The organism is Metapseudomonas cellulosilytica (genome assembly GCF_049334135.1).
In the GTDB taxonomy this organism is placed as follows: Bacteria; Pseudomonadota; Gammaproteobacteria; order Pseudomonadales; family Pseudomonadaceae; genus Metapseudomonas.
Genome location: NZ_JBHZGN010000012.1, coordinates 152051 through 177058 on the forward strand (window position 1 = coordinate 152051; position 25008 = coordinate 177058).

Below are 25008 nucleotides of genomic sequence, written 5' to 3' on the forward strand. Positions count from 1 at the left end.
ATCAGGCGAACCGGCAACCAAGACGGCATCGCGGGTTAATCGTCGAGGCGCTCTTCCAGTTGGCGCACTTCATGGGTCAGCTTGTCGATGAACTGCATGCGGCGCACCAGGCGCTCGGCCTCTTCGCGGCGCTCGGGATCGTCCCAGCACTCGGCGAATTCGCCATCCAGCTCAGCCTGGGCGACCTTGAGCCGGCGCTTGAATGCAGCAACGCCATCCAGGTCGGCACTGTCGTGCAACTCCTCCAACTCTTCGCGCCACTGCATCTGCTGCAGCAGGAACTGCGGGTCCTGCACCGTGACCTCGAGTGGCAGTTCGCGCCCCTTCAGGGCCAGCAGGTACAACGCCCGCCGCGGCGCACTCTTCAGCGTCTGGTAGGCATCGTTGAGCTGCGCCGCGCGCTCCAGCGCCAGGCGCTGCTCGCGCTCGGTCGCATCAGCGAAACGGTCGGGATGAACGGTGCGCGCCAGCTCGCGATAACGCACCGCAAGCTGGTCGAGATCCAGTCGATAACCCGGCTTCAGGTCGAACAGAGCGAAATGACAGGGACTTCCCACACACGCCTCAGACGTTGAAGCTCTCGCCGCAGCCACATTCGCCACGTACGTTCGGGTTATTGAACTTGAAGCCTTCGTTGAGCCCTTCGCGGACGAAGTCCAGCTCAGTGCCATCGAGGTAGCTCAGGCTCTTGGGATCGATGATCACCTTGACGCCGTGACTCTCGAAGACCAGGTCATCCGCAGTCAGTTCGTCGACAAACTCCAGCACGTAGGCGAGACCGGAGCAGCCAGTCGTACGCACCCCCAGACGGATACCTTCACCCTTGCCGCGCCCCTCGATGGAACGCTGCACGTGACGGGCGGCGGATTCGGTCATGCTGATGGCCATTGCAACTCCTTACTCGTTCGAGCGCTTAGAGCAGACCCTTCTTCTGCTTGTAGTCGTGGACGGCCGCCTTGATGGCGTCCTCGGCCAGCACCGAGCAGTGGATCTTCACCGGCGGCAGGGCCAGTTCTTCGGCGATGGTGGTGTTCTTGATGGCAGCCGCCTCGTCCAGGGTCTTGCCCTTCATCCACTCGGTGGCGAGGGAGCTGGAGGCGATGGCGGAGCCGCAGCCGTAGGTCTTGAACTTGGCGTCTTCGATAACGCCTTGCTCGTTGACCTTGATCTGCAGGCGCATCACGTCGCCGCAAGCCGGGGCGCCGACCATGCCGGTGCCCACATTGGGATCCTGCGCGTCGAGCTTGCCGACGTTACGCGGGTTTTCGTAGTGGTCGATGACCTTTTCGCTGTACGACATGGTTCCTATTCCTCACTCATCAGGGGGGCGTCAGTGCGCCTGCCATTCGACCGTGGAAAGGTCGACGCCCTCTTTATACATATCCCACAACGGAGACAGTTCACGGAGCTTGTTTACCGCATCACGGATCTTGCTGGCGGCGTAGTCCACCTCTTCCTCGGTGGTGAAGCGGCCAAAGGTGAAGCGGATGGAGCTGTGCGCCAACTCATCGTTGCGGCCCAGTGCGCGCAGCACATAGGAAGGCTCCAGGGAAGCCGAGGTGCAGGCGGAACCGGAAGATACCGCGAGGTCCTTGAGCGCCATGATCAGCGACTCGCCCTCGACGTAGTTGAAGCTGACGTTCAGATTGTGCGGCACACGAGAGGTGGCGCTACCGTTCAGGTAAAGCTCCTCCATCCCGTCGATCTGAGCCCAGAAGCGATCAGCCAGCGCCTTGATGCGCACACGCTCGGACGCCATTTCCTGCTTGGCGATATGGAAGGCTTCGCCCATGCCGACAATCTGGTGGGTGGCCAGGGTGCCGGAGCGCATGCCGCGCTCGTGGCCGCCGCCGTGCATCATGGCTTCAAGGCGCACGCGCGGCTTGCGACGCACGTAAAGCGCACCGATGCCTTTCGGGCCATAGGTCTTGTGCGCGGAGAAGGACATCAGGTCGACCTTCATCTTCTCGAGGTCGATATCCACCTTGCCGGTGGACTGCGCGGCATCGACATGGAAGAGGATGCCGCGGGCGCGGGTCAGCTCGCCGATGGCGGTGATGTCGTTGATGGTGCCGATCTCGTTGTTCACGTGCATGACCGAAACCAGGATGGTGTCGTCACGCAGCGCAGCCTCGACCATGTTCGGCGTGATCAGGCCGTCGTCACCCGGCTCCAGGTAGGTCACTTCGAAGCCTTCGCGCTCCAGCTGGCGGGTGGTGTCCAGCACCGCCTTGTGCTCGATCTTCGAGGTGATGATGTGCTTGCCCTTGCCGCCGTAGAAGTGCGCCACGCCCTTGATGGCGAGGTTGTCGGATTCGGTCGCACCGGAAGTCCAGACGATTTCGCGCGGGTCGGCGTTGATCAACTCTGCCACCTGACGACGGGCGTTCTCCACCGCCTCTTCAGCCTTCCAGCCGAACACGTGGGAACGCGAGGCCGGGTTACCGAAGTTGCCGTCCACCAGCAGGCACTCGCTCATCTTCTGAGCGACGCGCGGGTCCACCGGCGTAGTGGCGGAGTAGTCGAGGTAAATCGGCAATTTCATCTGGGCTCTCCTATCAGGTATCGGGGCCAATCACGGGCCGGCGCCCTGCTCAATCGATGGCGGACGCTTCAATCTTATCGAGATGCGGCATCCTGCCATTGCTTCCACAGCGGCGTTGATCCTGCCGCTGAGCGACCTCCTGGACCTCACGCCGGTTGACCAGGTCGGCCAGGCTGATGCCACTGAGGAACTCGTGGATCTGCAGACTCAGGTCGCACCAGAGGTGGTGGGTGAGGCAGGTATCGCCGGAATGGCAGTCACCCAAGCCCTGGCAACGCGTGGCATCCACCGACTCGTTGACAGCATCAATGACCTGGGCAACGTGAATGCCATGCATGTCACGGGAAAGCTGGTAGCCACCGCCGGGGCCGCGCACACTGCTGACCAGATTGCCGCGGCGGAGTTTGGCGAATAGCTGTTCGAGATAGGACAGGGAGATGCCCTGCCGCTCGGAGATATCCGCCAGGGACACCGGCCCCTGCTGCGCATGCAGCGCCAGGTCGAGCATGGCGGTGACGGCGTATCGGCCTTTGGTGGTCAGTCGCATGGTGTGTACCACGGGATCGCTGGAATGCAGCGAGTATGCAATTCCCGACTATTTAAGTCAACTATAAGACCGATCAAAATAGTCGGGTTTGAACCTTGCAGGGGCGTGAATGATATCAGAGGCGCATCCCGTTAGCACCCTAAGAATCCGCCTCCGGACCACTGGCCCAGGGCGGTTCCAAAGACTCAGGCGACCGGCTTCCGCTCTTCGTCCTTGACGCCGGCGAAGTCCTCGTCACGAAGCTCCGGCAGCGCCTTGGCGCAGTAGTCGCTGCCCAGGGCGGTAAGCGCCTTGCACATGCCATCCAGACGCTCGTCCACGGCCTGCACATGGTCCAGCAATTGGCCGATGGCGCGCGCCACCGGATCGGGCATGTCCTGGCCGAGACCATAGGCGTCGAAGCCGAAACGCTCGGCGATCGCCTGACGCCGGGCGTCCTGCTCCGGATCGGCCTTCACGATGATGCGACCGGGAATGCCCACCGCCGTCGCGCCGGCCGGCACCGCCTTGGTCACCACCGCATTGGAGCCGATCTTCGCACCGGCACCCACGGTGAACGGTCCGAGCACCTTGGCCCCCGCCCCCACCACCACGCCATCCTCAAGGGTCGGATGACGCTTGCCCTGGTTCCAGCTGGTGCCGCCCAGGGTCACACCCTGGTAGAGGGTGACGTCGTTGCCGATCTCGGCGGTCTCGCCAACGACGATACCCATGCCGTGATCGATGAAGAAGCGCCGGCCGATCTTCGCCCCCGGATGGATCTCGATGCCGGTGAGCCAGCGGCTGAAGTTGGACACCAGGCGAGCCAGCCACTTCCAGCCGGCCACCCAAAGGGCGTGAGCCACGCGATGCAACCAGATGGCATGCAGGCCCGGGTAACAAGTGAGCACCTCGAAGGCATTGCGCGCGGCCGGGTCACGGTGGAATACGCTCTGAATGTCTTCTCGAATGCGTTCGAACATCACTTGTCACTCCGCTTGCTTACTTCGCCCCGCGCAGCCTTCTGGGTTTCCGTCAGGATGCCGCGCAGGATGTTCATTTCCAGCTTGCTGATACCGCTGCGACCGTAGAGCCGACGCAGACGGGACATGAGGTGGCGCGGCTTCTCCGGATCGAGGAAGCCGATTTCCACCAGGGTACTTTCCAGGTGCTCGTAATAGCGCTCCAGTTCATCCACGGTCACAGGCTGGGCATTGAGCATCGCGGTGGTTTCCACTTTCTCCACCTTGCTCGGCAGTCCCTCTTGCTCCAGCCAGGCCATGCGCACCTCGTAGACCAGCACCTGGACGGCGGCGGCCAGGTTCAGCGAGGAGAACTCGGGGTTGGAGGGGATGTGCACGTGGTACTGGCAGCGCTGCAGTTCCTCGTTGGTCAGACCGGCATACTCGCGACCGAACACCAGGGCCACCTCGCCACCGGCCTGCACCTGCTCCACGGAGGTCTTGCCACACTCGCGCGGATCCAACAGCGGCCAGGGAATGCGACGGTCGCGCGCACTGGTGCCGACTACCAGACTGCAGCCCACCAGAGCCTCCTCCAGGGTGCCGACCACCTGGGCGCCGTCCAGGATGTCGTCGGCGCCGGATGCGCGAGCACGGGCCTCGGGACTGGGAAAATCCTCAGGATCGACCAGTACCAGCTTTGTCAGCCCCATGTTCTTCATGGCGCGGGCGGCACCACCGATATTGCCGGGATGGCTGGTATTGACCAGCACCACGCGAATGTTCTGCAGCAACGCTCTAGTCTCTCAGCGGAACGTCAAGGGAGCGGAATATTACCGGAGGCCCCGACGCAACGCCACGAATCACGCAGCCTCCCCTGCCTGCCCAGGCTTTTTCTGATACCATGTGCGGCTTTCTTCTTTAACGACCCAGGTGAATCCCCCATGCAGCCTATGCTGAATATCGCCCTGCGCGCCGCTCGCAGCGCCGGTGAACTGATTTTCCGCTCGATCGAACGCCTGGACGTTATCTCCATCAACGAGAAGGACGCCAAGGACTACGTCACCGAGGTCGACCGCGCTGCCGAATTGTCCATCGTCCAGGCCCTGCGCAAGGCCTATCCGAACCACGGCATCCTCGGCGAAGAAGGCGGCCTGCTGGAAGGCAAGGGCGAAGGCGCCGACTACCTGTGGATCATCGATCCGCTGGACGGCACCACCAACTTCATCCGCGGCGTTCCGCATTACGCCGTCAGCATCGCCTGCAAGTACAAGGGCCGCCTGGAGCACGCCGTGGTCCTGGACCCGGTCCGCCAGGAAGAATTCACCGCCAGCCGCGGCCGTGGCGCCGCCCTCAATGGCCGCCGCCTGCGCGTCAGCCCGCGCAAGAGCCTGGAAGGCGCGCTGCTCGGCACCGGTTTCCCCTTCCGTGACAGCCAGCTGGACAACCTCGACAACTACCTGGGCATGTTCCGCTCCCTGGTGGGCCAGACCGCCGGCATCCGCCGCGCCGGCTCCGCCAGCCTGGACCTGGCCTACGTCGCGGCCGGCCGCTTTGACGCCTTCTGGGAGTTCGGCCTGTCCGAGTGGGACATGGCAGCAGGCGCCCTGCTGGTACAGGAAGCCGGCGGCCTGGTGAGCGACTTCACCGGCGGCCACGACTTCCTCGAAAAAGGCCATGTGGTGGCAGGCAACACCAAGTGCTTCAAGGCGGTCCTGACCGCCATCCAGCCGCACCTGCCGCCGTCGCTGAAGCGCTGATCACGCTTCACGAGGCAACAAAAAACCCGGCCTAGGCCGGGTTTTTTGTTGCCTCTGACATCCGCTTACTGCTGGACCCCGGCACCGCCGCCCTGGGGCGGCTGGATACCAGCCTGCTGCTGGGTCAGGATCAGTTGGCCATCCTGGGTAACCGGGATCTGCCGGCCCGGATCGTGGTCCATACGCACCTGGCTGACCTTGCCATCGAGTTGGTATTTCACGTCATAGCCGACGACCCGTTCGCTGGTGTCGGTGACGGTCTTGCAGCGGGTTTCGGTGGTGGTGTAGGTGTCATTCGCCTGCATGTGCTCCTGCACCTTGTTGCCCGCGTAACCACCACCCACGGCACCAGCCACAGTGGCGATCTTCTTGCCGGAGCCGCCGCCGACCTGGTTGCCCAACAAGCCACCGGCGACCGCACCGATGACGGTACCGGCGATCTGGTGCTGGTCCTTGACCGGCTTCTGACGGGTCACCGCCACATCATTGCAGACCTCGCGCGGGGTCTTGATGGTTTCACTGATCGGTTGGACAGCGAGCACTTCGGCATACTCCGGGCCGCTTTTGCCTACCAGGTTGTAGGTGGCCACGGCGCCGCCGGCAGTCACGCCAACCGCACCCAAAACAGCACCGACGAGCATCGACTTGTTCACATGAACCTCCTGACTCTCTTCCTTTAGCGGGCGTACATGCCCTACTCCCTGCCTTGGATAGAAGGCAAATGGCCAAGTTCCTGGACTTTTAGGAATATTCCGACAAATGGAACGACAGTATCACCCAGCGAAAAAGACAAGGCCCGGCGACTGCCGGGCCCTGGGTGAAGCACTGGAGCACGAGCTCAGGGACGATCGTCCGCCTCGGCGGCATTCGCCGTCGGGATCAGGTCCTCGGAGGTCAGCTTCAGCCAGATCAGCACCGGGGCACTGATGTAGATGGAGGAGTAGGTACCCACCACCACACCAACCAGCAGCGACAGGGCAAAGCCATGCAGGCTGTCGCCACCGAACAGCAACAGGGCAATCAGCGCCAGCGCGGTGGAAACCGAGGTGGCGATGGTCCGCAGCAGAGTCTGGGTGCAGGACACGTCGATGTTCTCGATCAGGTCGGCACGACGCAGCACACGGAAGTTCTCGCGGATCCGGTCGAAGATGATGATGGTGTCGTTCAGCGAGTAACCGATCATCGCCAGGACCGCGGCCAGCACGGTGAGGTCGAAGGGAATCTGGAAGAACGCCAGGATACCCAGGGTGACGGTCACGTCGTGAATCAGCGAGGCCACGGCACCCAGGCCGAACTTCCACTGGAAGCGGAAGGCCAGGTACAGCAGGATGCCGCCGAGCGCCAGCAGCATCGCCAGACCACCCTGGTCACGCAGCTCCTCGCCCACCTGCGGGCCGACGAACTCGACGCGCTTGAGCTCGAACTTGCTCTCGGCATCCACCTTGCGCAGGGCATCGGCGACCTTGTTGCCCAGCTGCGGATCTTCGCCAGCCAGGCGCACCAGAACGTCGGTGCTGGCGCCGAAGCTTTGCACCACGGCGTCCTCGTAACCGACCTGACCCAGCTCCTGCTTGATCAGCTCGAGGTTGGCCGGCTTCTCGTAGGACAGCTCGATCAGGGTACCGCCAGTGAAGTCCAGACCGAAGTTCAGCCCTTTGACGAACAGGCTGCCGATACCGATCAGGCTGATGATCACGGTGATGGCGAACGCAACGTTGCGTATCGCCATGAAACGGATAGTTGACTTGATCATGCCAGGCCTCAAATCCACAGTTTCTTGAAGTTGCGGCCACCGAAGATCAGGTTGACCATGCCGCGGGTGAACATGATGGCGGTGAACATCGAGGTGATGATGCCCAGCGACATGGTCACGGCAAAGCCCTTGATCGGACCGGTGCCGAGGGCGAACAGGATGCCGCCCACCAGCAGGGTGGTGAGGTTACTGTCGACGATCGCAGTGTAGGCGCGGTCGAAGCCTTCGTGGATCGCGCGCTGTACGGACAGACCGTTATTCAGCTCCTCGCGAATCCGCGAGTAGATCAGCACGTTGGCGTCTACCGCCATACCCAGGGTCAGCACGATACCGGCGATGCCCGGCAGGGTCAGGGTCGCGCCGATCACCGACATCAGGCCCACCAGCAGCACCAGGTTGAACGCCAGGGCGATGGTGGCCAGGAAGCCGAAGAAGCGGTAGATGGCGATGATGAACAGCGACACGAAGACCATCGCCCACTCGGTGGACTCGATGCCCTTGACGATGTTTTCGGCACCCAGGCTCGGACCGATGGTGCGCTCCTCGGCGAAGTACATCGGTGCGGCCAGACCACCGGCGCGCAGCAGCAGGGCCAATTCGGAGGACTCGCCCTGACCGTTCAGGCCAGTGATGCGAAATTGGCTACCCAGTGGCGACTGGATGGTCGCCAGGCTGATGATCTTCTTCTCTTCCTTGAAGCTCTGTACCGCCACTTCCTTCTGGACGCCGTCGACATCCTGGGTGACATAGCGGGTCACCGGGCGCTGCTCGATGAAGATCACCGCCATGCTGCGCCCCACGTTGTTGCGGGTAGCGCGGCTCATCAGCTCGCCGCCGTGGCCATCGAGGCGGATGTTCACCTGCGGGCGACCGTTCTCGTCGTAGCTGGCCTGGGCGTCGGTCACCTGGTCACCGGTGATGATCAGGCTGCGCTCCAGCGGCACCGGCGGACGACCCGGCTCGCGGAACTCGAAGGACTCGGTGGAAGCCTTGCTGGCGGTCGGCTCGGCGGCCAGACGGAATTCCAGGTTGGCGGTCTTGCCGAGGATACGCTTGGCTTCGGCGGTGTCCTGCACCCCCGGCAGCTCGACCACGATACGGTTGGCGCCCTGGCGCTGGACGATCGGTTCGGCGACGCCCAGTTCGTTCACACGGTTACGAACGGTGGTCAGGTTCTGCTTGATGGAGTATTCGCGGATCTCCGACAGCTTGGCCTGGGTCAGCGCCAGCTGCAGGACCTGCTGACCACCACGCTCGACGGTGGTGGCGTCGAAGTCGGTGAAGCTCTTGCGGATCAGCGCCTGGGCCTGGCTCAGGGACTCGCTGTCAGTGAACCCGAGCTGGAAGCCGTTCTCCACGGCCGGGAGGCTGCGGTAGCGGATACGCTCCTTGCGCAGCAGGGTGCGGACTTCGCCTTCGTAGATCTTCAGGCGAGCATCGACGGCCTTCTCCATATCCACTTCCAGCAGGAAGTGCACACCACCGGAGAGGTCCAGGCCGAGCTTCATCGGCGCGGCGCCGAGCTTGCGCAGCCAGTCCGGCGTGGTCGGGGCGAGGTTCAGGGCGACCACATAGTCATCGCCGAGGGCCTTGCGGATCACGTCCTTGGCCGGCAGTTGGTCACCCAGCTTGGTCAGGCGCAGCAGACCGCCGCGCTCGCCGACAGTGGCGGACTTGAGTTCGATGCCGGCTTGCTTCAGCGCATCGGTGGCCTTGTCCAGATCAGACTGCTGGATCTTCAGCGCGGTACTGGTACCGCTGATCTGGATCGCCGGATCATCCGGATAGAGATTGGGTGCGGAATAGACCAGGCCGACCGCCAGCACCGCCAGGATCAGCAGATATTTCCACAGAGGGTACTTATTGAGCATGACTCCGCCCGTTATGACGCGGGGCGCCTGATGGCGCCCCGTCGGTGTTGATCCATGGATCGGTTAGATCGCTTTCAGGGTGCCCTTCGGCAGGGTCGCCGCGATCGCGCCTTTCTGGAACTTCAGCTCGACGCTGTCGGACACCTCGACGACCACGAAGTCATCGGTGACCTTGGTGACCTTGCCGGCGATGCCGCCGGAGGTGACCACTTCGTCACCCTTCTGCAGGCCGGAGAGCAGGTTCTTGTGCTCCTTGGCGCGCTTGGACTGGGGACGCCAGATCATCAGGTAGAAGATGACCAGGAAGCCGATCAGGAAAACCCACTCGAAACCAGTGCCGGCGGGACCAGCGGCGGCGGCCGGTGCGGCAGCGTCGGCATAGGCGGCGGGAATCAGAAAGCTCATTTAGCACTCCTGTTGCGGAAATTTGAAGAATTCGACTCTGGAAACATGCAGCTTTATCAGTCCAGGGGCGGAGTCGGTAGTCCGCGCTTGGCATAGAAGGCATCGACAAAGGCGGCCAATTTACCCTGTTGGATTGCCTCGCGCAAACCAGCCATCAGGCGCTGGTAATGCCGCAAGTTGTGGATTGTATTCAACATGCTGCCGAGCATTTCGCCGCATTTGTCCAGATGGTGCAGATAGGCGCGGGAGAAGTGTTTGCAGGTGTAACAGTCGCAGGTCGGGTCCAGCGGCGACTCGTCGTGCTTGTGCACCGAGTTGCGGATCTTCAGCACGCCGGTGTCGATGAACAGGTGGCCGTTGCGCGCATTGCGGGTCGGCATCACGCAGTCGAACATGTCCACCCCGCGACGCACGCCCTCCACCAGGTCTTCCGGCTTGCCGACGCCCATCAGGTAGCGCGGTTTGTCCGCCGGCATCTGGCCCGGCAGGTAGTCCAGCACGCGGATCATCTCTTCCTTCGGCTCGCCCACCGACAGGCCGCCGATGGCCAGCCCGTCGAAGCCGATCTCGCTCAGGCCCTCCAGGGAGCGCATGCGCAGCTCCTCGTGCATGCCGCCCTGGACGATGCCGAACAACGCGGCGGTGCTTTCGCCATGGGCCGCCTTGGAGCGCTTGGCCCAGCGCAGGGACAACTCCATGGAGCGCTTGGCGACGTCGAAGTCGGCCGGATAGGGCGTGCACTCATCGAAGATCATCACGATGTCGGAACCCAGGTCGCGCTGGACCTGCATGGATTCCTCGGGCCCCATGAAGACCTTGGCGCCGTCCACCGGGGAGGCGAAGGTAACGCCTTCCTCCTTGATCTTGCGCATGGCGCCCAGGCTGAACACCTGGAAGCCGCCGGAATCGGTGAGGATCGGCCCCTGCCACTGCATGAAGTCGTGCAGGTCACCGTGGCGCTTGATCACTTCCATGCCCGGCCGCAACCAGAGGTGGAAGGTGTTGCCGAGGATGATCTGCGCGCCGATGCCTTCGATATCGCGCGGCAACATCCCCTTCACTGTGCCGTAGGTTCCTACAGGCATGAAGGCAGGCGTCTCGACGACGCCGCGGGGGAAGGTCAGCCGGCCGCGACGGGCCTTGCCGTCGGTGGCCAGCAGCTCGAAGTTCATCCGGCAGGTGCGCGTCATGCTTGGTCCTCGGGTCCGCGCGGGGCGGGATTGCGGGTAATGAACATGGCATCACCGTAACTGAAGAATCGATAGCCCTGGTCCACCGCCGCGGCGTAGGCGGCCATGGTCTCCGGGTAGCCGGCGAAGGCCGAGACCAGCATCAGCAGGGTGGATTCGGGGAGATGGAAGTTGGTGACCAGGGCGTCGACCACATGGAAGGGGCGCCCCGGGTACAGAAAGATGTCGGTGTCACCACTGAACGCCTTGAGCTGGCCATCCCGCGCGGCGCTCTCCAGGGAACGCACACTGGTGGTGCCGACGGCGATCACCCGGCCGCCACGGGCGCGGCAGGCGGCCACCGCATCGACCACGTCCTGGCCCACTTCGAGCCACTCGCGGTGCATGTGGTGCTCCTCGATGCGCTCCACGCGCACCGGCTGGAAGGTGCCGGCCCCCACGTGCAGCGTGACGAAGGCACTTTCCACGCCCTTGGCGGCGATGGTTTCGAGCAGGGCCTGATCGAAATGCAGCCCGGCGGTGGGCGCCGCCACGGCGCCGGCATGGCGGGCGTAGACCGTCTGGTAACGCTCGCGGTCGGCCGCCTCGTCGGGCCGGTCAATATAGGGCGGCAACGGCATGTGGCCGACCCGCTCCAGCAGCGGCAGCACCTCATCGTCGAACTTCAGCTCGAACAGCGCATCGTGGCGGGCCAGCATCTCGGCCTCGGCACCGCCATCGATCAGCAACCGCGTGCCCGGCTTGGGCGACTTGCTGGAACGCACGTGGGCCAGCACGCGATGGCTGTCCAGCACGCGCTCGACGAGGATTTCCAGCTTGCCGCCGGAGGCCTTCTGGCCGAACAGGCGCGCGGGAATCACCCGGGTGTTGTTGAACACCATCAGGTCGCCGGGACGCAGGTATTCCAGCAAATCGGCGAATTGCCGATGGCCCAGGGCGCCGGTTTCACCGTCCAGCACGAGGAGTCGGCTGGCACGGCGCTCGGCCAGGGGATGGCGGGCAATAAGAGCTTCTGGAAGCTCGAAATGAAAATCGGCTACGCGCATGGTGGGGGGTCGTATCGCAGGGGCGCAAATAGTACAGGAAATGCCCGTTCCTGACCACGGAGACGGATTGACCGCCCCAGAGCGCCTCCCTATACTGCGCGCCCATCGTGCCTCGGTGGCGGAATGGTAGACGCGGCGGATTCAAAATCCGTTTCTGGCGACAGAGTGAGAGTTCGAGTCTCTCCCGGGGCACCACGATATCCACAAGCCTTTCCCAGGGCTTGCCTCCCCCCTGATTTTCCGCCTGTCCGCCCCCCTCTCCCGCTCGTAAAGATTGGCCTTTCGGGGCTTGGCATTTCCGCAGGACTTAGCGTAGAGTTGGCCAACTGTGTTTGCATGGGTCGCTGTTGAATCGTGACCTGATGCGGTAGATCACCAGATCCGCTACATCCCGCTCGACTTCTCTTACCTCTTTGCAACCAGTTTCCAGCCCTTCTGCCGCGCGTGAGTGAACAGCAGGCTGTCATCAACTTCAGTTTCAAGGATTAAAGATATGTCGAATCGTCAAACCGGCACCGTCAAGTGGTTCAACGACGAGAAAGGTTTTGGTTTCATCACCCCGGAAAGCGGCCCGGATCTGTTCGTACACTTCCGCGCTATCGAAGGCTCCGGCTTCCGTAGCCTGAAAGAAGGCCAGAAGGTCACCTTCGAAGCCGTTCAAGGCCAGAAAGGTATGCAGGCTGACAAGGTTCAGGTCGTTAACTGATCCTGAGCTTCGCCGAGAGCCCCTGATGGAAACATCAGGGGCTTTTTTGTGTCCGCTGATCGGCTGCTAGAATGGCGCGCCCTCAATACGCCAAGAGCCCGCAATGCCGAAACACCAGCTGCGCCCCTCGGGTGACTTTCCCGCCGCCGGGCTGATTCGCCGCTTCGCGGCGATCTTCTACGACTTCCTGCTGTGCGTCGCCATGCTGATGGTGATCACCCTGATCTACCAGCAGGTGGTACTGCGACTCATCTACGGCGGCGAGCGTCTGCGCCAACTGGCCGACCAGGGCTTGCTGGCCGGCGACCCGGTGCTGTCCACCCTGCTGGTCTTCAGCCTGTTCGGCTTCTTTGCCAAGTTCTGGACCCACAATGGCCAGACCCTCGGCATGCAGGTCTGGGGCATTCGCGTGCAGAACAAGGACGGCTCGGCCATCAGCCTGTGGCAGGCGCTGCTGCGCTTTGTGATCGCCATCGGTTCCTGGCTGGCACTGGGTCTCGGGTTCTTCTGGAGCCTGTGGGACAAGGAAAAGCGCACCTGGCACGATATCTACTCCGAGACCCGGGTGGTCCACCTGCCCAAGGGCGCGCACAAGAAGTGAGCCCAAGAATAAGCCGGCATCGAGCCGGCTTTTTTGTTTCACCCGCGACGGATCAGCCCGCCCTTCTCAGCAACCAGAGACCGGCCACGGCGCAGATGCCCGCCGGCACCAGCACGGCGAATAACGGTGAGAAACCGAACACCAGGCTCGACGGCCCGAGCAGGTCCTGGCTGATACGCACCACGAAGCCGATCACTACACCGGTGAACACGCGCTGACCGAGAGTCACCGAGCGCAGCGGGCCGAAAATAAAGGAAATCGCCATCAGCACCAGCGCCGCGGTTACCAGCGGCTGCAGCACCTTGGTCCAGAACGCCAGCCAGTAGCGGCCATTGTTCAGGCCCTGCTCCGCCAGGTAGTGGGTGTAGCGCCATAGCCCCGTGATGGACAGCGCCTCCGGCTCCATCACCACCGTGCCCAACAGTTGCGGATTGAGCTCGACATCCCAGCGTTCGCTGGCGCTGCTCACCACTTCGGTGTGGTCACCACGGAAATGGGTGGTGGCCACGTCTTCCAGCTGCCAGTGATCGCCCTGATACAGCGCACGCCGCGCGAAGCTGGAGGACTGCATGTGACGCTCGCCATCGAAGCGGTAGCGGGTCACGCCATAGAGCACGCCATTGGGTTGCACGGAGTTGATGTGCACGAACTCCTCGCCCTGGCGGTGCCACAGACCGCGCTTGGAACTCTGCGCATCGCCACCGCCCTGAGCCAGGGAGCGATTGGCCTGGGCGATATTCTCGCTCCAGGGAGCGACGTACTCGCCAATCAGCACGCCCACCACCATCAGCACCAGCATGGGCTTCATCACCGCCCAGACGATACGGCCGACAGACACACCAGCGGCGCGCATCACCGTCAGTTCACTGCTGCTGGCCAGGGTGCCGAGACCGATCAGGCTGCCAATCAGCGCCGCCATGGGCAGCATGTCGTAGATCCGTCGCGGCAGGGTGAGGAAGACGTACGAGGCAGCGGCCAGAACATCGTAGTCGCCGCCGAGGTCGCCCAGTTCATCGATGAAAGCGAACAGCGCCGCCAGGCTGACGATGATCCCCAGCACCGCGAGGATGCCGAAGAACACACTGGTGCCGATGTAACGATCCAACCTAACCATGGGCCACCTCACGGGCATCACGACGAGCCGCCCACTTCAGGCGCAGAGGCTCCCAGTACAACAACAGCAGGCCGACCGCGAGGAACAGGCCGTGCACCCACCACAGGCCCAGCCACATGGGAATCCGCCCCTTGTCCAGTTGGCCACGGGCGGCGATCAGCAAAGCCAGGTAGGCCATGTACAGCAGAATCGCCGGCAGCAACTTGAGGAAGCGCCCCTGACGCGGATTGACCCTGGACAAGGGCACCGCCAGCAGGGTGACCACGAACACCAGCAGCGGGATGGACAGGCGCCATTGCAGCTCGGCGTGATAGCGCGGATCGCTACTGGCGAACAGCTCGGAGGTGGGTACCGCTTCGCGCTCGCCGATCTCGGACACGATCTCCGGCTTGGGCAGCAACACGCCGTAGGTCTCGTAGTGGATGATGCGGTAGTCGGCCTTGCCGGGGTTGCCGTCGTAGCGGTAGCCGTTCTGCAGGATCAGGTAACGACTGCCATCCGACTGGATCTCCTGGCGCCCCTTCTCCGCCACCAGCACGCCGATACCACGGTCCTTGCCATCCTGGCGCGAGACCCGCTTCTCGGAGATGAACACGCCGCCCAGCTCGCCGCGATCGGGAGTGAGCGTCTCGGTATAGGTCACCCGACCACCGCCCTTGAGCGCCTGGAAGCGACCGGGCACCAGGGTATCGAGTTCGGTCAGCGCGTCCTGCTCATTGAGGATGCGCGCCACCTGACCCACGCCCTGGGGCGCCAACCCCAGGCTCAGCCAGGCCACCAGCAGGGCCACCAGCAGGGCTGGAGCCAGGCTGTAGGCCATCAGGCGTTGCTGGCTCATGCCGGTGGCGGTGAGCACGGTCATTTCGCTTTCGAGATAGAGCCGGCCATAGGCCAGCAGGAAACCGAGGAACAGCCCGAGGGGCAGGATCAACTGAAGGAAGCCGGGGATCCGGAAACCCATGATCATGAACAGCACGCCGGGGTCCAGGGCGCCTTGCGCAGCCTGGGCCAGGTACTTGATGAATCGGCCGCTCATGATGATCACCAGCAGCACGGCACTGACCGCGCTGAGGGTGATCAGGACCTCGCGGGAGAGATAACGGAAGACAATCAAAACCAGACACTCCAGGGTTGTCAGGCTCGGGCGGCTACGCTCAAACTAGCCGCTTTATGGCCAGCCCGCCGATCTGACGGGCCACTGAAAAAATAGCCGGCATTATCCTGCAATCCCGGCTCTTTGTCTTGGGGACACATGTCATGGAATTCCTCGTCAAAAGCGCCCGTCTGGAAACCCTGAAAACCGCCACGCTGGTCGTCGCAGTCGGCGAAGGGCGCAAGCTCGGCGAAGCCGCCAAGGCCATCGATGCCGCCGCTGGCGGGGCCATCAGCGCCCTGCTCAAGCGCGGCGATCTGGCCGGCAAGGTGGGCCAGACCCTGCTCCTGCACAGCCTCCCCAACCTCAAGGCCGAACGCGTGCTGCTGGTGGGCAGCGGCAAGGAGCACGTGCTCTCTGACCGTCAATTCCGCAAAATGATCGCCGCCGTGAATGGCGTGGTGAAAGGCCTCGGCGGCAGCGACGCCACCCTGGCCCTGGACGAAGTGGCCGTGAAGGGCCGCGACGCCTACGGCAAGGCCCGCCTGATGGTGGAGACGCTGGCCGACGGCGCCTATGTCTTCGACCGCTTCAAGAGCCAGAAGGCCGAGCCCAAAGCCCTGAAGAAGATCACCCTGCTGACCGAGAAGGCCGATCTGGCCGAGGTCGAACGCGGCAGCCTGCACGCCCGCGCCATCGCCACCGGCATGGCCTTCACCCGCGACCTCGGCAACCTGCCGCCGAACCTCTGCCACCCGAGCTTCATCGCCGAAGAAGCCAAGGCCCTGGCCAAGGCGCACAAGAACCTCAAGGTCGAGGTGCTGGACGAGAAGAAGCTCAAGGAGCTGGGCGCCGGCGCCTTCCTCGCCGTGGCCCAGGGCAGCGAGCAGCCGCCGCGGATGATCGTGCTCAACTACCAGGGCGGCAAGAAGGAAGACAACCCCTTCGCCCTGGTGGGCAAGGGCATCACCTTCGACACCGGCGGCATCAGCATCAAGCCGGCCGCCGGCATGGACGAGATGAAATACGACATGTGCGGCGCCGCCAGTGTGCTGGGCACCTTCCGCGCGGTACTGGAGCTGCAACTGCCGATCAACCTGGTGGGCCTGCTGGCCTGCGCCGAGAACATGCCCAGCGGCGGCGCCACCCGCCCGGGCGATATCGTCACCACCATGAGCGGCCAGACCGTGGAGATCCTCAACACCGACGCCGAAGGCCGCCTGGTGCTGTGCGACACCCTGACCTACGCCGAACGCTTCAAGCCCCAGGCGGTGATCGACATCGCCACCCTCACCGGCGCCTGCATCGTCGCCCTGGGCAGCAACACCTCGGGCCTGATGGGCAACAACGATGCCCTGGTGAAGCAGATCCTCAAGGCCGGCGAGTACGCCGACGACCGCGCCTGGCAGCTGCCGCTGTTCGACGAGTACCAGGAACAACTGGACAGCCCCTTCGCCGACATCGCCAACATCGGCGGGCCCAAGGCCGGCACCATCACCGCCGGCTGCTTCCTGTCGCGCTTCGCCAAGAAATTCCACTGGGCGCACCTGGACATCGCCGGCACCGCCTGGGTCAGCGGCGGCAAGGACAAGGGCGCCACGGGCCGTCCGGTGCCCCTGCTCACCCAGTTCCTGCTGGATCGCATCAAGTGAGGATAGAGTTCTACGTGCTCTCCTCGGCCAACCCGGCGGACCGCCTGCGCGCGGCCTGCCAGTTGGCCGCCAAGGGCTGGCGGCACGGGCTGCCGGTCCTGTTGCGCTGCAGCGACGCCGCCCAGCGCGACGAACTGGACCAACTGCTGTGGCGCTTCCGCGCCGAAAGCTTCATCCCCCATAGCCTCATCGGTGACGATGCCACCGCCCCCGTGGTGCTGGCGCTGGACGAAGAACCGCCGGTTGCGCAGGGCCTGCTGATCAACCTCGCCTCGAGCATTTCCCCTCACGTCGAGCGCTTCAGCCGGGTCATCGAGATCGTCAACCAGGAGCCTGCCCTGCTTGCCGCCTGCCGGGAGAATTTCCGTGCTTACCGGCAACGGGGCTATGATCCGAAACGAGTCGAACTCTAGCCGTATTGCCCCATGGATACCCCCAAGCTTCCCCCCAAGCCGGCTCACTTGCTGGACGACCTCGAATCCATCCGCGCCCTGCTCGACGACGAGCCCAGCGCCAATGAACCGCCGCTGCTCACCGACAGCCTGGACGCTGACGACATCCCCCTGCTTTCGGAGATAGTCGCGGCTCCCACGGCCCAGCCGCTGCCGGCCGCGCAACCGCCGGTCCTGACCGAGCCGGTCGCGCCCGCGCCGGCGCCCAGCCAGCCCGTGACCGAGGCCATCGGCGAGCGCCTCGCGGCCAGCGCAAGCCCCGAACTGGCGCACCTGGACGATGAACTGCGCGCCGCCGCACAGTTGATCCTGCAGGACGTGATCGACGACTTCGTGCCGCAGATCGAGGCCGAACTCAAGCGCCGCCTCGAGGCCCGCCTGCCCCGACTGCTGCCGCCACGCCGGCAATAGGACCAGGCACCGCGCCCGGCACCGTTCGGGCGCAGCGTAACGCGCGCCAATTCTTTCGCCGGCCGGTTGCCGCTATACTCTCCCGTTTTCCCGTTCAGTTGCCTCTAGGGTCCCCGCCGAACCATGGACAAGACCTACCAGCCCCACGCCATCGAGACTTCCTGGTACCAGACCTGGGAGAAGAACAACTACTTCGCCCCGCAAGGTTCCGGCGAGCCCTACACCATCATGATCCCGCCGCCGAACGTGACCGGCAGCCTGCACATGGGTCATGGTTTCAACAACGCCATCATGGATGCCCTGATCCGCTACCGCCGCATGCAGGGCCGCAACACCCTGTGGCAGCCGGGCACCGACCACGCCGGCATCGCCACCCAGATGGTGGTGGAGCGCCAGTTGGCCGCCCAGGGCGTCAGCCGCCACGACCTCGGCCGCGAGAAGTTCCTGGACAAGGTCTGGGAGTGGAAGGAGCAGTCCGGCGGCACCATCACCCGCCAGATCCGTCGTCTCGGCTCCTCCGTGGACTGGACCCGCGAGCGCTTCACCATGGACGACGGCCTGTCCAATGCGGTCAAGGAAGCCTTCGTGCGCCTGCATGAAGACGGCCTGATCTACCGCGGCAAGCGCCTGGTCAACTGGGACACCAAGTTCCACACCGCCATCTCCGACCTCGAAGTGGAAAACCACGACGAGAAGGGCAGCCTATGGAACCTGCGCTACCCCCTGGCCGACGGCCACAAGACCACCGACGGCAAGGACTACCTGATCGTCGCCACCACCCGCCCGGAGACCATGCTGGGTGACAGCGCGGTCGCCGTGCATCCGGAAGACGAGCGCTACAAGAACCTGATCGGTACCTTCGTCGAGCTGCCCCTGGTGGGCCGCCGCATCCCGATCATCGCCGACGAGTACTGCGATCCCGAGTTCGGCACCGGCTGCGTGAAGATCACCCCGGCCCACGACTTCAACGACTACGAAGTCGGCAAGCGCCACAACCTGCCGCTGATCAACATTTTCGACAAGAACGCCGCCGTGCTGGCCCACGCCCACGTGTTCAACCTGGACGGCGAGGTCAACCACGAGGTCGACGCCAGCCTGCCGGCCGAATACGCCGGTCTCGACCGTTTCGACGCGCGCAAGCGCATCGTCGAAGCCTTCGACGCCCTGGGCCTTTTGGAGAAGATCGAAGACCACGCGCTGAAAGTACCCCGCGGCGACCGATCCGGCACCGTCATCGAGCCCTGGCTGACCGACCAGTGGTACGTCTCCACCAAGCCCCTGGCCGAGCAGGCCATCGCCGCCGTGGAAGACGGCCGCATCCAGTTCGTGCCCAAGCAGTACGAGAACATGTACTTCTCCTGGATGCGCGACATCCAGGACTGGTGCATCAGCCGCCAGCTCTGGTGGGGCCACCGCATCCCGGCCTGGTACGACGAAGAAGGCAACGTCTACGTCGGCCGCAATGAAGCCGAAGTGCGCGCCAAGCACAACCTCGGCGATATCGCCCTGGAGCAGGACGAGGACGTGCTGGACACCTGGTTCAGCTCCGGCCTGTGGACCTTCTCCACCCTCGGCTGGCCGGAACAGACCGAGTTCCTCAAGACCTTCCACCCCACCGACGTGCTGGTCACCGGTTTCGACATCATCTTCTTCTGGGTCGCCCGCATGATCATGCTGACCATGCACCTGGTGAAGAACGAGGACGGCACGGCGCAGGTGCCGTTCAAGACCGTCTACGTCCACGGCCTGGTGCGCGACTCCCAAGGCCACAAGATGTCCAAGTCCAAGGGCAACGTCCTCGACCCGCTGGACATCGTCGACGGCATCGACCTGGACACCCTGCTGGAAAAACGTACCAGCGGCATGATGCAGCCCAAGCTGGCCGAGAAGATCGCCAAGCAGACCCGTGCCGAGTTCCCCGAAGGCATCAACAGCTACGGCACCGATGCCCTGCGCTTCACCTTCTGCTCGCTGGCCTCCACCGGCCGCGACGTGAAGTTCGACATGGGTCGCGTCGAGGGCTACCGCAACTTCTGCAACAAGCTGTGGAACGCCGCCAACTTCGTCATCGAGAACACCGATGGCCAGGACTGCGGCGTCAACGACGAACCGGTGGAACTGTCCTCCGTCGACCGCTGGATCATCTCCGCGCTGCAGCGCGCCGAAGGTGAAGTCGCCCGTCACCTCGACCAGTTCCGCTTCGACCTGGCCACCCAGACCCTCTACGAGTTCATCTGGGACCAGTACTGCGCCTGGTACCTGGAGCTGGTCAAGCCGGTGCTGTGGGACGAGAACGCCCCGATCGAGCGCCAGCGCGGCACCCGCCGCACCCTGATCCGCGTGCTGGAAGTGGCCCTGCGCCTGGCGCATCCCTTCATGCCCTTCATCACCGAAGAGATCTGGCAGCGCATCAAGGGCCAGGCCGGCAAGAGTGGCGACACCCTGATGCTGCAACCCTGGCCGCTCCCCGTTGAGGCCCGCATCGACACCGCCGCCGAAGGCGACATCGAGTGGGTCAAGGCGCTGATGCTCGGCGTGCGGCAGATCCGCGGCGAGATGAACATCTCCATGGCCAAGCGCATCGACCTGCTGCTGGCCAACGCCAGCGACGAGGACCGCCGCCGCCTGGCCGACAACGAGCCGCTGCTGAAGAAACTGGCCAAGCTGGAGACCATCCGTGTGCTGGCCACCGGCGAAGAAGCGCCGATGTCCGCCACCGCCCTGGTGGGCGACATGCAGGTGCTGGTGCCCATGGCCGGCCTGATCGACAAGGACGCCGAACTGGCCCGCCTGGACAAGGAAATCCAGCGTCTGGACGGCGAAGTGAAACGTGTTGGCGGCAAGCTCTCCAACGAAGGCTTCGTCGCCAAGGCCCCGGCCGAGGTGATCGAGAAGGAACGCGCCAAGCTGGCCGAGGCCGAACAGGCCCTGGCCAACCTGACCGAACAGCGCGGGCGCATCGCCAGCCTGTAATCCCCCGACAAGGCCCGCAATTGCGGGCCTTGTTCTTTGCAGCCTCTTGACCGCAAGGACCGCCCATGGAACCCAGCAAGACCAAGACCAGCTTCTACCGCCGCCTCTACGTCGCCTGGCTGATCGATAGCGGCACGGCCGCCAGCGTCCCGGAGATCATGGACGCCACCGGCATGCCGCGGCGCACCGCCCAGGACACCCTGCTGGCCCTGGCCGAACTGGATATCGACTGCCACTTCGAGCAGGAGGCCGGCGAGCGCAACAATGCCGGCCATTACGTGATCCGCGACTGGGGCGCCATCGACAAGCGCTGGATCGCCGCTAACCTGCATCAGATCAAGGCCGTGCTGGGCTACCCCTGACAGACTGCCGCTCCCCGTCAAGGAACCACCGGGAGTCCTGCTTGAACCACCAATTGCTTTGGGTCCTGGCCTTGCTGCTGGCCGCCGTCACCCTGTTCGTCCTCAACAAGCCGCGCATGGACGTGGTGGCCCTGCTGGTGCTGGTCGCCCTGCCCCTCATCGGCGTGCTCGACATCCAGCAGTCCCTGGCCGGTTTCAGCGACCCCAGCGTGGTGCTCATCGCCGCCCTCTTCGTCATCGGTGACGGCCTGGTCCGCACCGGCATCGCCTACCGCCTGGGCGACTGGCTGGTGGCCCGCGCCGGCAGCAGCGAGACTCGCCTGCTGGTGCTGCTGATGCTGGCCGCCGCCGGGCTGGGCTCGGTGATGAGCTCCACCGGCGTGGTCGCCATCTTCATTCCCGTCGCCCTGGGCGTGGCCGCCCGGCTGAAGATCGCCCCGGCGCGGCTGATGATGCCGCTGGCCTTCGCCGGGCTGATCAGCGGCATGCTCTCCCTGGTCGCCACCGCCCCCAACCTGGTGGTCCACAGCGAACTGCGCCGCGCCGGCCTGGAGGGATTCGGCTTCTTCAGCCTGACTCCGGTGGGCCTGGCGGTGCTGGCCCTGGGCGTCGTCTACATGCTGCTGACCCGCCACTGGCTTACGCCACGCGGCAATGACGACAGTGCGGCCGTGCCACGCCTGACCCTTGCCGACCTGGCGACCGCCTACCAGCTCAACGAACGGGAGCGGCGCCTGAAGGTACGCGCCGACTCGCCCCTGGTGCAGCAGGCCCTCAACGAGCTGGAACTGCGCAAGCAGTACGGCATCAACGTGATCGCCGTGGAGCGCCAGCGACGCTTCCGCACCCTGCTGCTGATGGCCACCGGCAATACACTGCTGGAGCCCGGCGACGTGCTGCTGGTGGACCTGGCCAGCCCGGCCATCGGCCTGCTCGGCGCTTACCAGGAGCTGGGGCTGGAACCCCTCCCGCTACCGGCCTCCTACTACAGCCTGCACGCCCACCAACTGGGGCTGGCCGAGGTCGCCCTGCCGCCGGAATCCAAGCTGCCGGGCAAGACCATTCAAGAGCTCGGCTTCCGCTCGCGCCACAAGCTCAATGTGGTGGGCCTGCGTCGCGACGGCCGGGCGCTGGAAGGTGTGCTGGTGGACGAGAAGCTCAAGGCATCCGACATGCTGCTGGTGGCCGGCGAGTGGAAGTGCATCCACCAGCTGCAGGGACAGGGCCGCGACTTCCTGGTGCTGAGCCTGCCCGCCGAGGTGGACGAAGTGGCGCCCACCGCGCGCAAGGCCCCCTACGCGCTGCTCAGCCTCGCGGTGATGATCGTCCTGATGGTCAGCGGCCTGGTGCCCAACGTCATGGCCGCACTGATCGGTTGCCTGCTGATGGGCGCCTTTCGCTGCATCGACCTGGACAGCGCCTACCGTGCCATTCACTGGCCCACCCTGATCCTCATCGTCGGCATGCTGCCCTTCGCCCACGCCCTGCAGCAGACCGGAGGCATCGACCTGGCGGTGAAAGGGCTGGTGGCCGTGCTCGGCAATGCCGGGCCCTACGCCATGCTCGCCAGCTTGTTCATCGTCACCGCGCTGATCGGCCTGTTCATCTCCAACACCGCCACCGCCGTACTCATGGCCCCCGTCGCCATCGCCACGGCGCAGCAACTGGGCATGTCGCCCTACCCTTTCGCGATGATCGTCGCCCTCGCCGCCTCGGCTGCCTTCATGACCCCGATTTCTTCACCGGTGAACACCCTGGTGGTGGGCCCCGGCCAGTATCGCTTCGGTGACTTCGTGAAGGTGGGCGTGCCGTTCACCATCCTGGTGATGATCGTCAGCGTGTTCCTGGTGCCGCTGGTGTTTCCGCTCTGAGCAAAGGTATTCAAGGGCGCTGCGCGCACCAATGCTCTTGCCCGGTGCGCACGGCGCACCTTTGGGCTTCAATGCAAGGGACAGCGTCGGAGCCTTTACCATGCGCAAGTACCGCCGCCTTCTGCTGGTCGTCCTGTTCCTCGGCCTGCTCCTGGCGGCCTTCCAGCTCAGCGGGCTGCGCGAGCACCTGAGCCTCGAGTACCTCCACGACATCCTGCTGGCCCACAAGGGCTGGGGCCTGGTGCTCTTCGCCCTGCTGTTCGCCCTCGGCAACCTGATCCAGGTGCCCGGCTGGATCTTCCTCGCCGCCGCGGTACTGGCCCTGGGCCGCGTCTGGGGCGGGCTGGCCACCTACCTGGCGGCGACCTTCTCCTGCTGCTGCACCTTCGTGGTTATCCGCGTGCTGGGCGGCAGCGCCCTGCGCGAACTGGACAACCGGCTGGCGCGGCGCATCATCGCCCACCTCGATGAACACCCGGTGGCCGTCGTTACCCTCCTGCGAGTGCTGTTCCAGACGGTTCCGGCACTCAACTACGCCCTCAGCCTCAGCGGCGTGCGCTTTCGCCACTACCTGATCGGAACCCTGCTGGGCCTGCCGCTGCCCATCGCGGTCTATTGCCTGTTCTTCGATTACCTGGGGCGCGCCCTTCACCTCACCTGACTTCAGTGCCCCGCCTGTGGGAAAATTCCGCGCTTTCCTCTGCTGATGCCTCCACCATGCCGCAACCGCCCAAGCGCCCCCATCCCGCTCCTGCCAAGGCCGCCCCGCCCGCCAAGGGTCAGCTGCACCCACGCAACCGCCACCAGGGCCGCTACGACTTTCCCCGGCTGATCCAGGGCAGCCCGGAGCTGGCACGTTTCGTCATCACCAACCCCTACGGCAAGGAGAGCATCGACTTCGCCGACCCGGAGGCGGTCAAGGTGTTCAACCGCGCCCTGCTGCGGCAGTTCTACGGCATTCGCCACTGGGACATCCCCGCGGGCTACCTCTGCCCGCCCATCCCCGGTCGCGCCGACTACCTGCACGGCCTGGCGGACCTGCTGGCGGAAGGCAACGGTGGGGCGATCCCACGCGGCACGGGCATCCAGGCGCTGGATATCGGCGTGGGCGCCAACTGCATCTACCCGCTGATTGGCCACAGCGAATATGGCTGGCACTTCACCGGCGCCGATGTCGACGGCACTGCCCTCGGCTCAGCCCGCGCCATCGTCCAGTCCAATCAGTTGGCGAGCGCCATTGAGCTACGCCAGCAGCCGACGCCGCAGAACATCTTCAAGGGCCTGATCGCCCCCGGTGAGCGCTTCGACCTGACCCTGTGCAACCCGCCTTTCCACAGCTCGCTGGAAGAAGCCACCAGTGGCAGCCGGCGCAAATGGAAGAACCTCGGCAAGCTCGACCCGAAACGCAAGCTGCCGGTGCTGAACTTCGGCGGCCAGGGTGCCGAACTCTGGTGCGAAGGCGGCGAAGCCGGCTTCCTGCAACGCATGGTGGACGAGAGCGTGCAGTTCAAGGATCAGGTGTTCTGGTTCAGCAGCCTGGTGTCCAAGGGCGGCAACCTCCCCGGCATGGAAGCGCGCCTGCGCCGCAGTGGCGCCGTGGAAATGCAGGTGGTGGAAATGGCCCAGGGACAGAAGCAGAGCCGCTTCGTGGCCTGGACCTTCCTTGATGCCGAGCAACGAGAAGCCTGGCGCAAGGCGCGCTGGCTGTAGGGGCG

Annotated in this window: 26 protein-coding genes and 1 tRNA gene; 12 read left to right on the forward strand and 15 right to left on the reverse strand. The window is 64.5% G+C overall.

Annotated features, from left to right (window positions below):
- Positions 1–35: 35 nt before the first annotated feature.
- The 7 genes from hscB to trmJ form a co-directional block, all read right to left on the reverse strand.
- Positions 36–557 carry a co-chaperone HscB gene (gene hscB / locus ACFW0H_RS17010; protein ID WP_422915046.1) on the reverse strand — a complete coding sequence of 174 codons (522 nt, stop codon included), beginning with the start codon at positions 555–557 and terminating at the stop codon, positions 36–38.
- 7 nt (positions 558–564) lie between these two features.
- Positions 565–888, reverse strand: coding sequence for an iron-sulfur cluster assembly protein IscA (iscA, locus tag ACFW0H_RS17015; protein ID WP_422915047.1), 324 nt, complete (start codon positions 886–888; stop codon positions 565–567).
- 25 nt (positions 889–913) lie between these two features.
- Complete coding sequence (gene iscU / locus ACFW0H_RS17020) at positions 914–1300, reverse strand: Fe-S cluster assembly scaffold IscU (protein WP_044871955.1); 387 nt, start codon at positions 1298–1300, stop codon at positions 914–916.
- A 30-nt stretch (positions 1301–1330) separates the two neighbouring features.
- On the reverse strand, positions 1331–2545 hold the full coding sequence (locus ACFW0H_RS17025; protein ID WP_422915048.1) for an IscS subfamily cysteine desulfurase: 1215 nt from the start codon (positions 2543–2545) through the stop codon (positions 1331–1333).
- A gap of 49 nt (positions 2546–2594) precedes the next feature.
- Entirely contained in the window at positions 2595–3092 is a 498-nt protein-coding gene (iscR, locus tag ACFW0H_RS17030; protein ID WP_069086425.1) for a Fe-S cluster assembly transcriptional regulator IscR, read from the reverse strand.
- Positions 3093–3277: 185 nt separating this feature from the next.
- Positions 3278–4054: a serine O-acetyltransferase gene (gene cysE, locus ACFW0H_RS17035; protein WP_422915049.1), complete on the reverse strand. Its 777-nt coding sequence runs from the start codon at positions 4052–4054 to the stop codon at positions 3278–3280.
- A complete protein-coding gene (trmJ, locus tag ACFW0H_RS17040; RefSeq protein WP_422915050.1) occupies positions 4054–4827 on the reverse strand; it encodes a tRNA (cytosine(32)/uridine(32)-2'-O)-methyltransferase TrmJ in 774 nt (257 codons plus the stop codon). The genes cysE and trmJ overlap by 1 nt, the downstream gene beginning before the upstream one ends.
- A gap of 150 nt (positions 4828–4977) precedes the next feature.
- On the opposite strand from trmJ, the gene suhB reads away from it, so the two are divergent.
- Entirely contained in the window at positions 4978–5793 is an 816-nt protein-coding gene (suhB, locus tag ACFW0H_RS17045; RefSeq protein ID WP_280288399.1) for a type III secretion system regulator SuhB, read from the forward strand.
- A 65-nt stretch (positions 5794–5858) separates the two neighbouring features.
- On the opposite strand, the gene ACFW0H_RS17050 is transcribed toward suhB, so the two are convergent.
- The 6 genes from ACFW0H_RS17050 to queA all read right to left on the reverse strand — a co-directional run bounded on the left by ACFW0H_RS17050 (position 5859) and on the right by queA (position 12058).
- On the reverse strand, positions 5859–6446 hold the full coding sequence (locus ACFW0H_RS17050) for a glycine zipper 2TM domain-containing protein (protein WP_422915051.1): 588 nt from the start codon (positions 6444–6446) through the stop codon (positions 5859–5861).
- A 185-nt stretch (positions 6447–6631) separates the two neighbouring features.
- Positions 6632–7546, reverse strand: coding sequence for a protein translocase subunit SecF (gene secF / locus ACFW0H_RS17055; protein WP_422915052.1), 915 nt, complete (start codon positions 7544–7546; stop codon positions 6632–6634).
- Between the two features lie 8 nt (positions 7547–7554).
- Positions 7555–9417 carry a protein translocase subunit SecD gene (gene secD / locus ACFW0H_RS17060; protein ID WP_422915053.1) on the reverse strand — a complete coding sequence of 621 codons (1863 nt, stop codon included), beginning with the start codon at positions 9415–9417 and terminating at the stop codon, positions 7555–7557.
- A 63-nt stretch (positions 9418–9480) separates the two neighbouring features.
- Positions 9481–9822, reverse strand: a complete 342-nt coding sequence (gene yajC / locus ACFW0H_RS17065) for a preprotein translocase subunit YajC (protein WP_422915054.1) — start codon at positions 9820–9822, stop codon at positions 9481–9483.
- A gap of 56 nt (positions 9823–9878) precedes the next feature.
- The gene (gene tgt, locus ACFW0H_RS17070; protein ID WP_422915091.1) at positions 9879–10994 is read right to left on the reverse strand and encodes a tRNA guanosine(34) transglycosylase Tgt; all 1116 of its coding nucleotides are present in this window, start codon (positions 10992–10994) and stop codon (positions 9879–9881) included.
- A gap of 14 nt (positions 10995–11008) precedes the next feature.
- The gene (queA, locus tag ACFW0H_RS17075) at positions 11009–12058 is read right to left on the reverse strand and encodes a tRNA preQ1(34) S-adenosylmethionine ribosyltransferase-isomerase QueA (protein WP_422915055.1); all 1050 of its coding nucleotides are present in this window, start codon (positions 12056–12058) and stop codon (positions 11009–11011) included.
- Positions 12059–12167: 109 nt separating this feature from the next.
- Here queA and ACFW0H_RS17080 point away from each other — a divergent pair.
- From ACFW0H_RS17080 to ACFW0H_RS17090, 3 genes are all read left to right on the forward strand, one after another.
- Positions 12168–12253 (forward strand) — tRNA-Leu (locus ACFW0H_RS17080).
- Positions 12254–12551: 298 nt separating this feature from the next.
- Positions 12552–12764: a cold-shock protein gene (locus tag ACFW0H_RS17085; protein ID WP_016491057.1), complete on the forward strand. Its 213-nt coding sequence runs from the start codon at positions 12552–12554 to the stop codon at positions 12762–12764.
- A 103-nt stretch (positions 12765–12867) separates the two neighbouring features.
- Positions 12868–13365 (forward strand): RDD family protein, encoded by a 498-nt coding sequence (locus tag ACFW0H_RS17090; protein ID WP_422915056.1) that lies wholly within the window; start codon positions 12868–12870, stop codon positions 13363–13365.
- 52 nt (positions 13366–13417) lie between these two features.
- Here ACFW0H_RS17090 and lptG read toward each other — a convergent pair whose 3' ends face one another.
- Both lptG and lptF read right to left on the reverse strand, forming a co-directional pair.
- Positions 13418–14479 (reverse strand): LPS export ABC transporter permease LptG, encoded by a 1062-nt coding sequence (gene lptG / locus ACFW0H_RS17095; RefSeq protein ID WP_422915057.1) that lies wholly within the window; start codon positions 14477–14479, stop codon positions 13418–13420.
- On the reverse strand, positions 14472–15593 hold the full coding sequence (gene lptF / locus ACFW0H_RS17100; RefSeq protein WP_422915058.1) for an LPS export ABC transporter permease LptF: 1122 nt from the start codon (positions 15591–15593) through the stop codon (positions 14472–14474). Before lptF ends, lptG begins: the two co-directional genes overlap by 8 nt.
- 143 nt (positions 15594–15736) lie before the next feature.
- Here lptF and ACFW0H_RS17105 point away from each other — a divergent pair, with 143 nt between their 5' ends.
- From ACFW0H_RS17105 to rlmF, 8 genes are all read left to right on the forward strand, one after another.
- The gene (locus tag ACFW0H_RS17105) at positions 15737–17224 is read left to right on the forward strand and encodes a leucyl aminopeptidase (protein ID WP_422915059.1); all 1488 of its coding nucleotides are present in this window, start codon (positions 15737–15739) and stop codon (positions 17222–17224) included.
- Complete coding sequence (locus tag ACFW0H_RS17110) at positions 17221–17637, forward strand: DNA polymerase III subunit chi (protein ID WP_422915060.1); 417 nt, start codon at positions 17221–17223, stop codon at positions 17635–17637. Before ACFW0H_RS17105 ends, ACFW0H_RS17110 begins: the two co-directional genes overlap by 4 nt.
- 12 nt (positions 17638–17649) lie before the next feature.
- Positions 17650–18087, forward strand: a complete 438-nt coding sequence (locus tag ACFW0H_RS17115) for a DNA polymerase III subunit chi (protein WP_422915061.1) — start codon at positions 17650–17652, stop codon at positions 18085–18087.
- Between the two features lie 123 nt (positions 18088–18210).
- Positions 18211–21060, forward strand: coding sequence for a valine--tRNA ligase (locus ACFW0H_RS17120; protein WP_422915062.1), 2850 nt, complete (start codon positions 18211–18213; stop codon positions 21058–21060).
- A gap of 65 nt (positions 21061–21125) precedes the next feature.
- Positions 21126–21422 (forward strand): winged helix-turn-helix domain-containing protein, encoded by a 297-nt coding sequence (locus ACFW0H_RS17125; RefSeq protein WP_422915063.1) that lies wholly within the window; start codon positions 21126–21128, stop codon positions 21420–21422.
- 41 nt (positions 21423–21463) lie between these two features.
- Positions 21464–23293: an SLC13 family permease gene (locus tag ACFW0H_RS17130; protein ID WP_422915064.1), complete on the forward strand. Its 1830-nt coding sequence runs from the start codon at positions 21464–21466 to the stop codon at positions 23291–23293.
- 100 nt (positions 23294–23393) lie between these two features.
- The gene (locus tag ACFW0H_RS17135; protein WP_422915065.1) at positions 23394–23954 is read left to right on the forward strand and encodes a VTT domain-containing protein; all 561 of its coding nucleotides are present in this window, start codon (positions 23394–23396) and stop codon (positions 23952–23954) included.
- Positions 23955–24010: 56 nt separating this feature from the next.
- Positions 24011–25003, forward strand: coding sequence for a 23S rRNA (adenine(1618)-N(6))-methyltransferase RlmF (rlmF, locus tag ACFW0H_RS17140; protein WP_422915066.1), 993 nt, complete (start codon positions 24011–24013; stop codon positions 25001–25003).
- Positions 25004–25008: the final 5 nt, after the last annotated feature.

Bases quoted from the DNA above. Each gene is read 5' to 3' on its own strand.
- iscA (WP_422915047.1), bottom strand. From the start codon at position 888: ATGGCCATCAGCATGACCGAATCCGCCGCCCGTCACGTGCAGCGTTCC.
- iscU (WP_044871955.1), bottom strand. From the start codon at position 1,300: ATGTCGTACAGCGAAAAGGTCATCGACCACTACGAAAACCCGCGTAAC.
- ACFW0H_RS17025 (WP_422915048.1), bottom strand. From the start codon at position 2,545: ATGAAATTGCCGATTTACCTCGACTACTCCGCCACTACGCCGGTGGAC.
- iscR (WP_069086425.1), bottom strand. From the start codon at position 3,092: ATGCGACTGACCACCAAAGGCCGATACGCCGTCACCGCCATGCTCGAC.
- cysE (WP_422915049.1), bottom strand. From the start codon at position 4,054: ATGTTCGAACGCATTCGAGAAGACATTCAGAGCGTATTCCACCGTGAC.
- suhB (WP_280288399.1), top strand. From the start codon at position 4,978: ATGCAGCCTATGCTGAATATCGCCCTGCGCGCCGCTCGCAGCGCCGGT.
- secF (WP_422915052.1), bottom strand. From the start codon at position 7,546: ATGATCAAGTCAACTATCCGTTTCATGGCGATACGCAACGTTGCGTTC.
- secD (WP_422915053.1), bottom strand. From the start codon at position 9,417: ATGCTCAATAAGTACCCTCTGTGGAAATATCTGCTGATCCTGGCGGTG.
- yajC (WP_422915054.1), bottom strand. From the start codon at position 9,822: ATGAGCTTTCTGATTCCCGCCGCCTATGCCGACGCTGCCGCACCGGCC.
- tgt (WP_422915091.1), bottom strand. From the start codon at position 10,994: ATGAACTTCGAGCTGCTGGCCACCGACGGCAAGGCCCGTCGCGGCCGG.
- queA (WP_422915055.1), bottom strand. From the start codon at position 12,058: ATGCGCGTAGCCGATTTTCATTTCGAGCTTCCAGAAGCTCTTATTGCC.
- ACFW0H_RS17085 (WP_016491057.1), top strand. From the start codon at position 12,552: ATGTCGAATCGTCAAACCGGCACCGTCAAGTGGTTCAACGACGAGAAA.
- ACFW0H_RS17090 (WP_422915056.1), top strand. From the start codon at position 12,868: ATGCCGAAACACCAGCTGCGCCCCTCGGGTGACTTTCCCGCCGCCGGG.
- lptG (WP_422915057.1), bottom strand. From the start codon at position 14,479: ATGGTTAGGTTGGATCGTTACATCGGCACCAGTGTGTTCTTCGGCATC.
- ACFW0H_RS17105 (WP_422915059.1), top strand. From the start codon at position 15,737: ATGGAATTCCTCGTCAAAAGCGCCCGTCTGGAAACCCTGAAAACCGCC.
- ACFW0H_RS17115 (WP_422915061.1), top strand. From the start codon at position 17,650: ATGGATACCCCCAAGCTTCCCCCCAAGCCGGCTCACTTGCTGGACGAC.
- ACFW0H_RS17120 (WP_422915062.1), top strand. From the start codon at position 18,211: ATGGACAAGACCTACCAGCCCCACGCCATCGAGACTTCCTGGTACCAG.
- ACFW0H_RS17125 (WP_422915063.1), top strand. From the start codon at position 21,126: ATGGAACCCAGCAAGACCAAGACCAGCTTCTACCGCCGCCTCTACGTC.
- ACFW0H_RS17135 (WP_422915065.1), top strand. From the start codon at position 23,394: ATGCGCAAGTACCGCCGCCTTCTGCTGGTCGTCCTGTTCCTCGGCCTG.
- rlmF (WP_422915066.1), top strand. From the start codon at position 24,011: ATGCCGCAACCGCCCAAGCGCCCCCATCCCGCTCCTGCCAAGGCCGCC.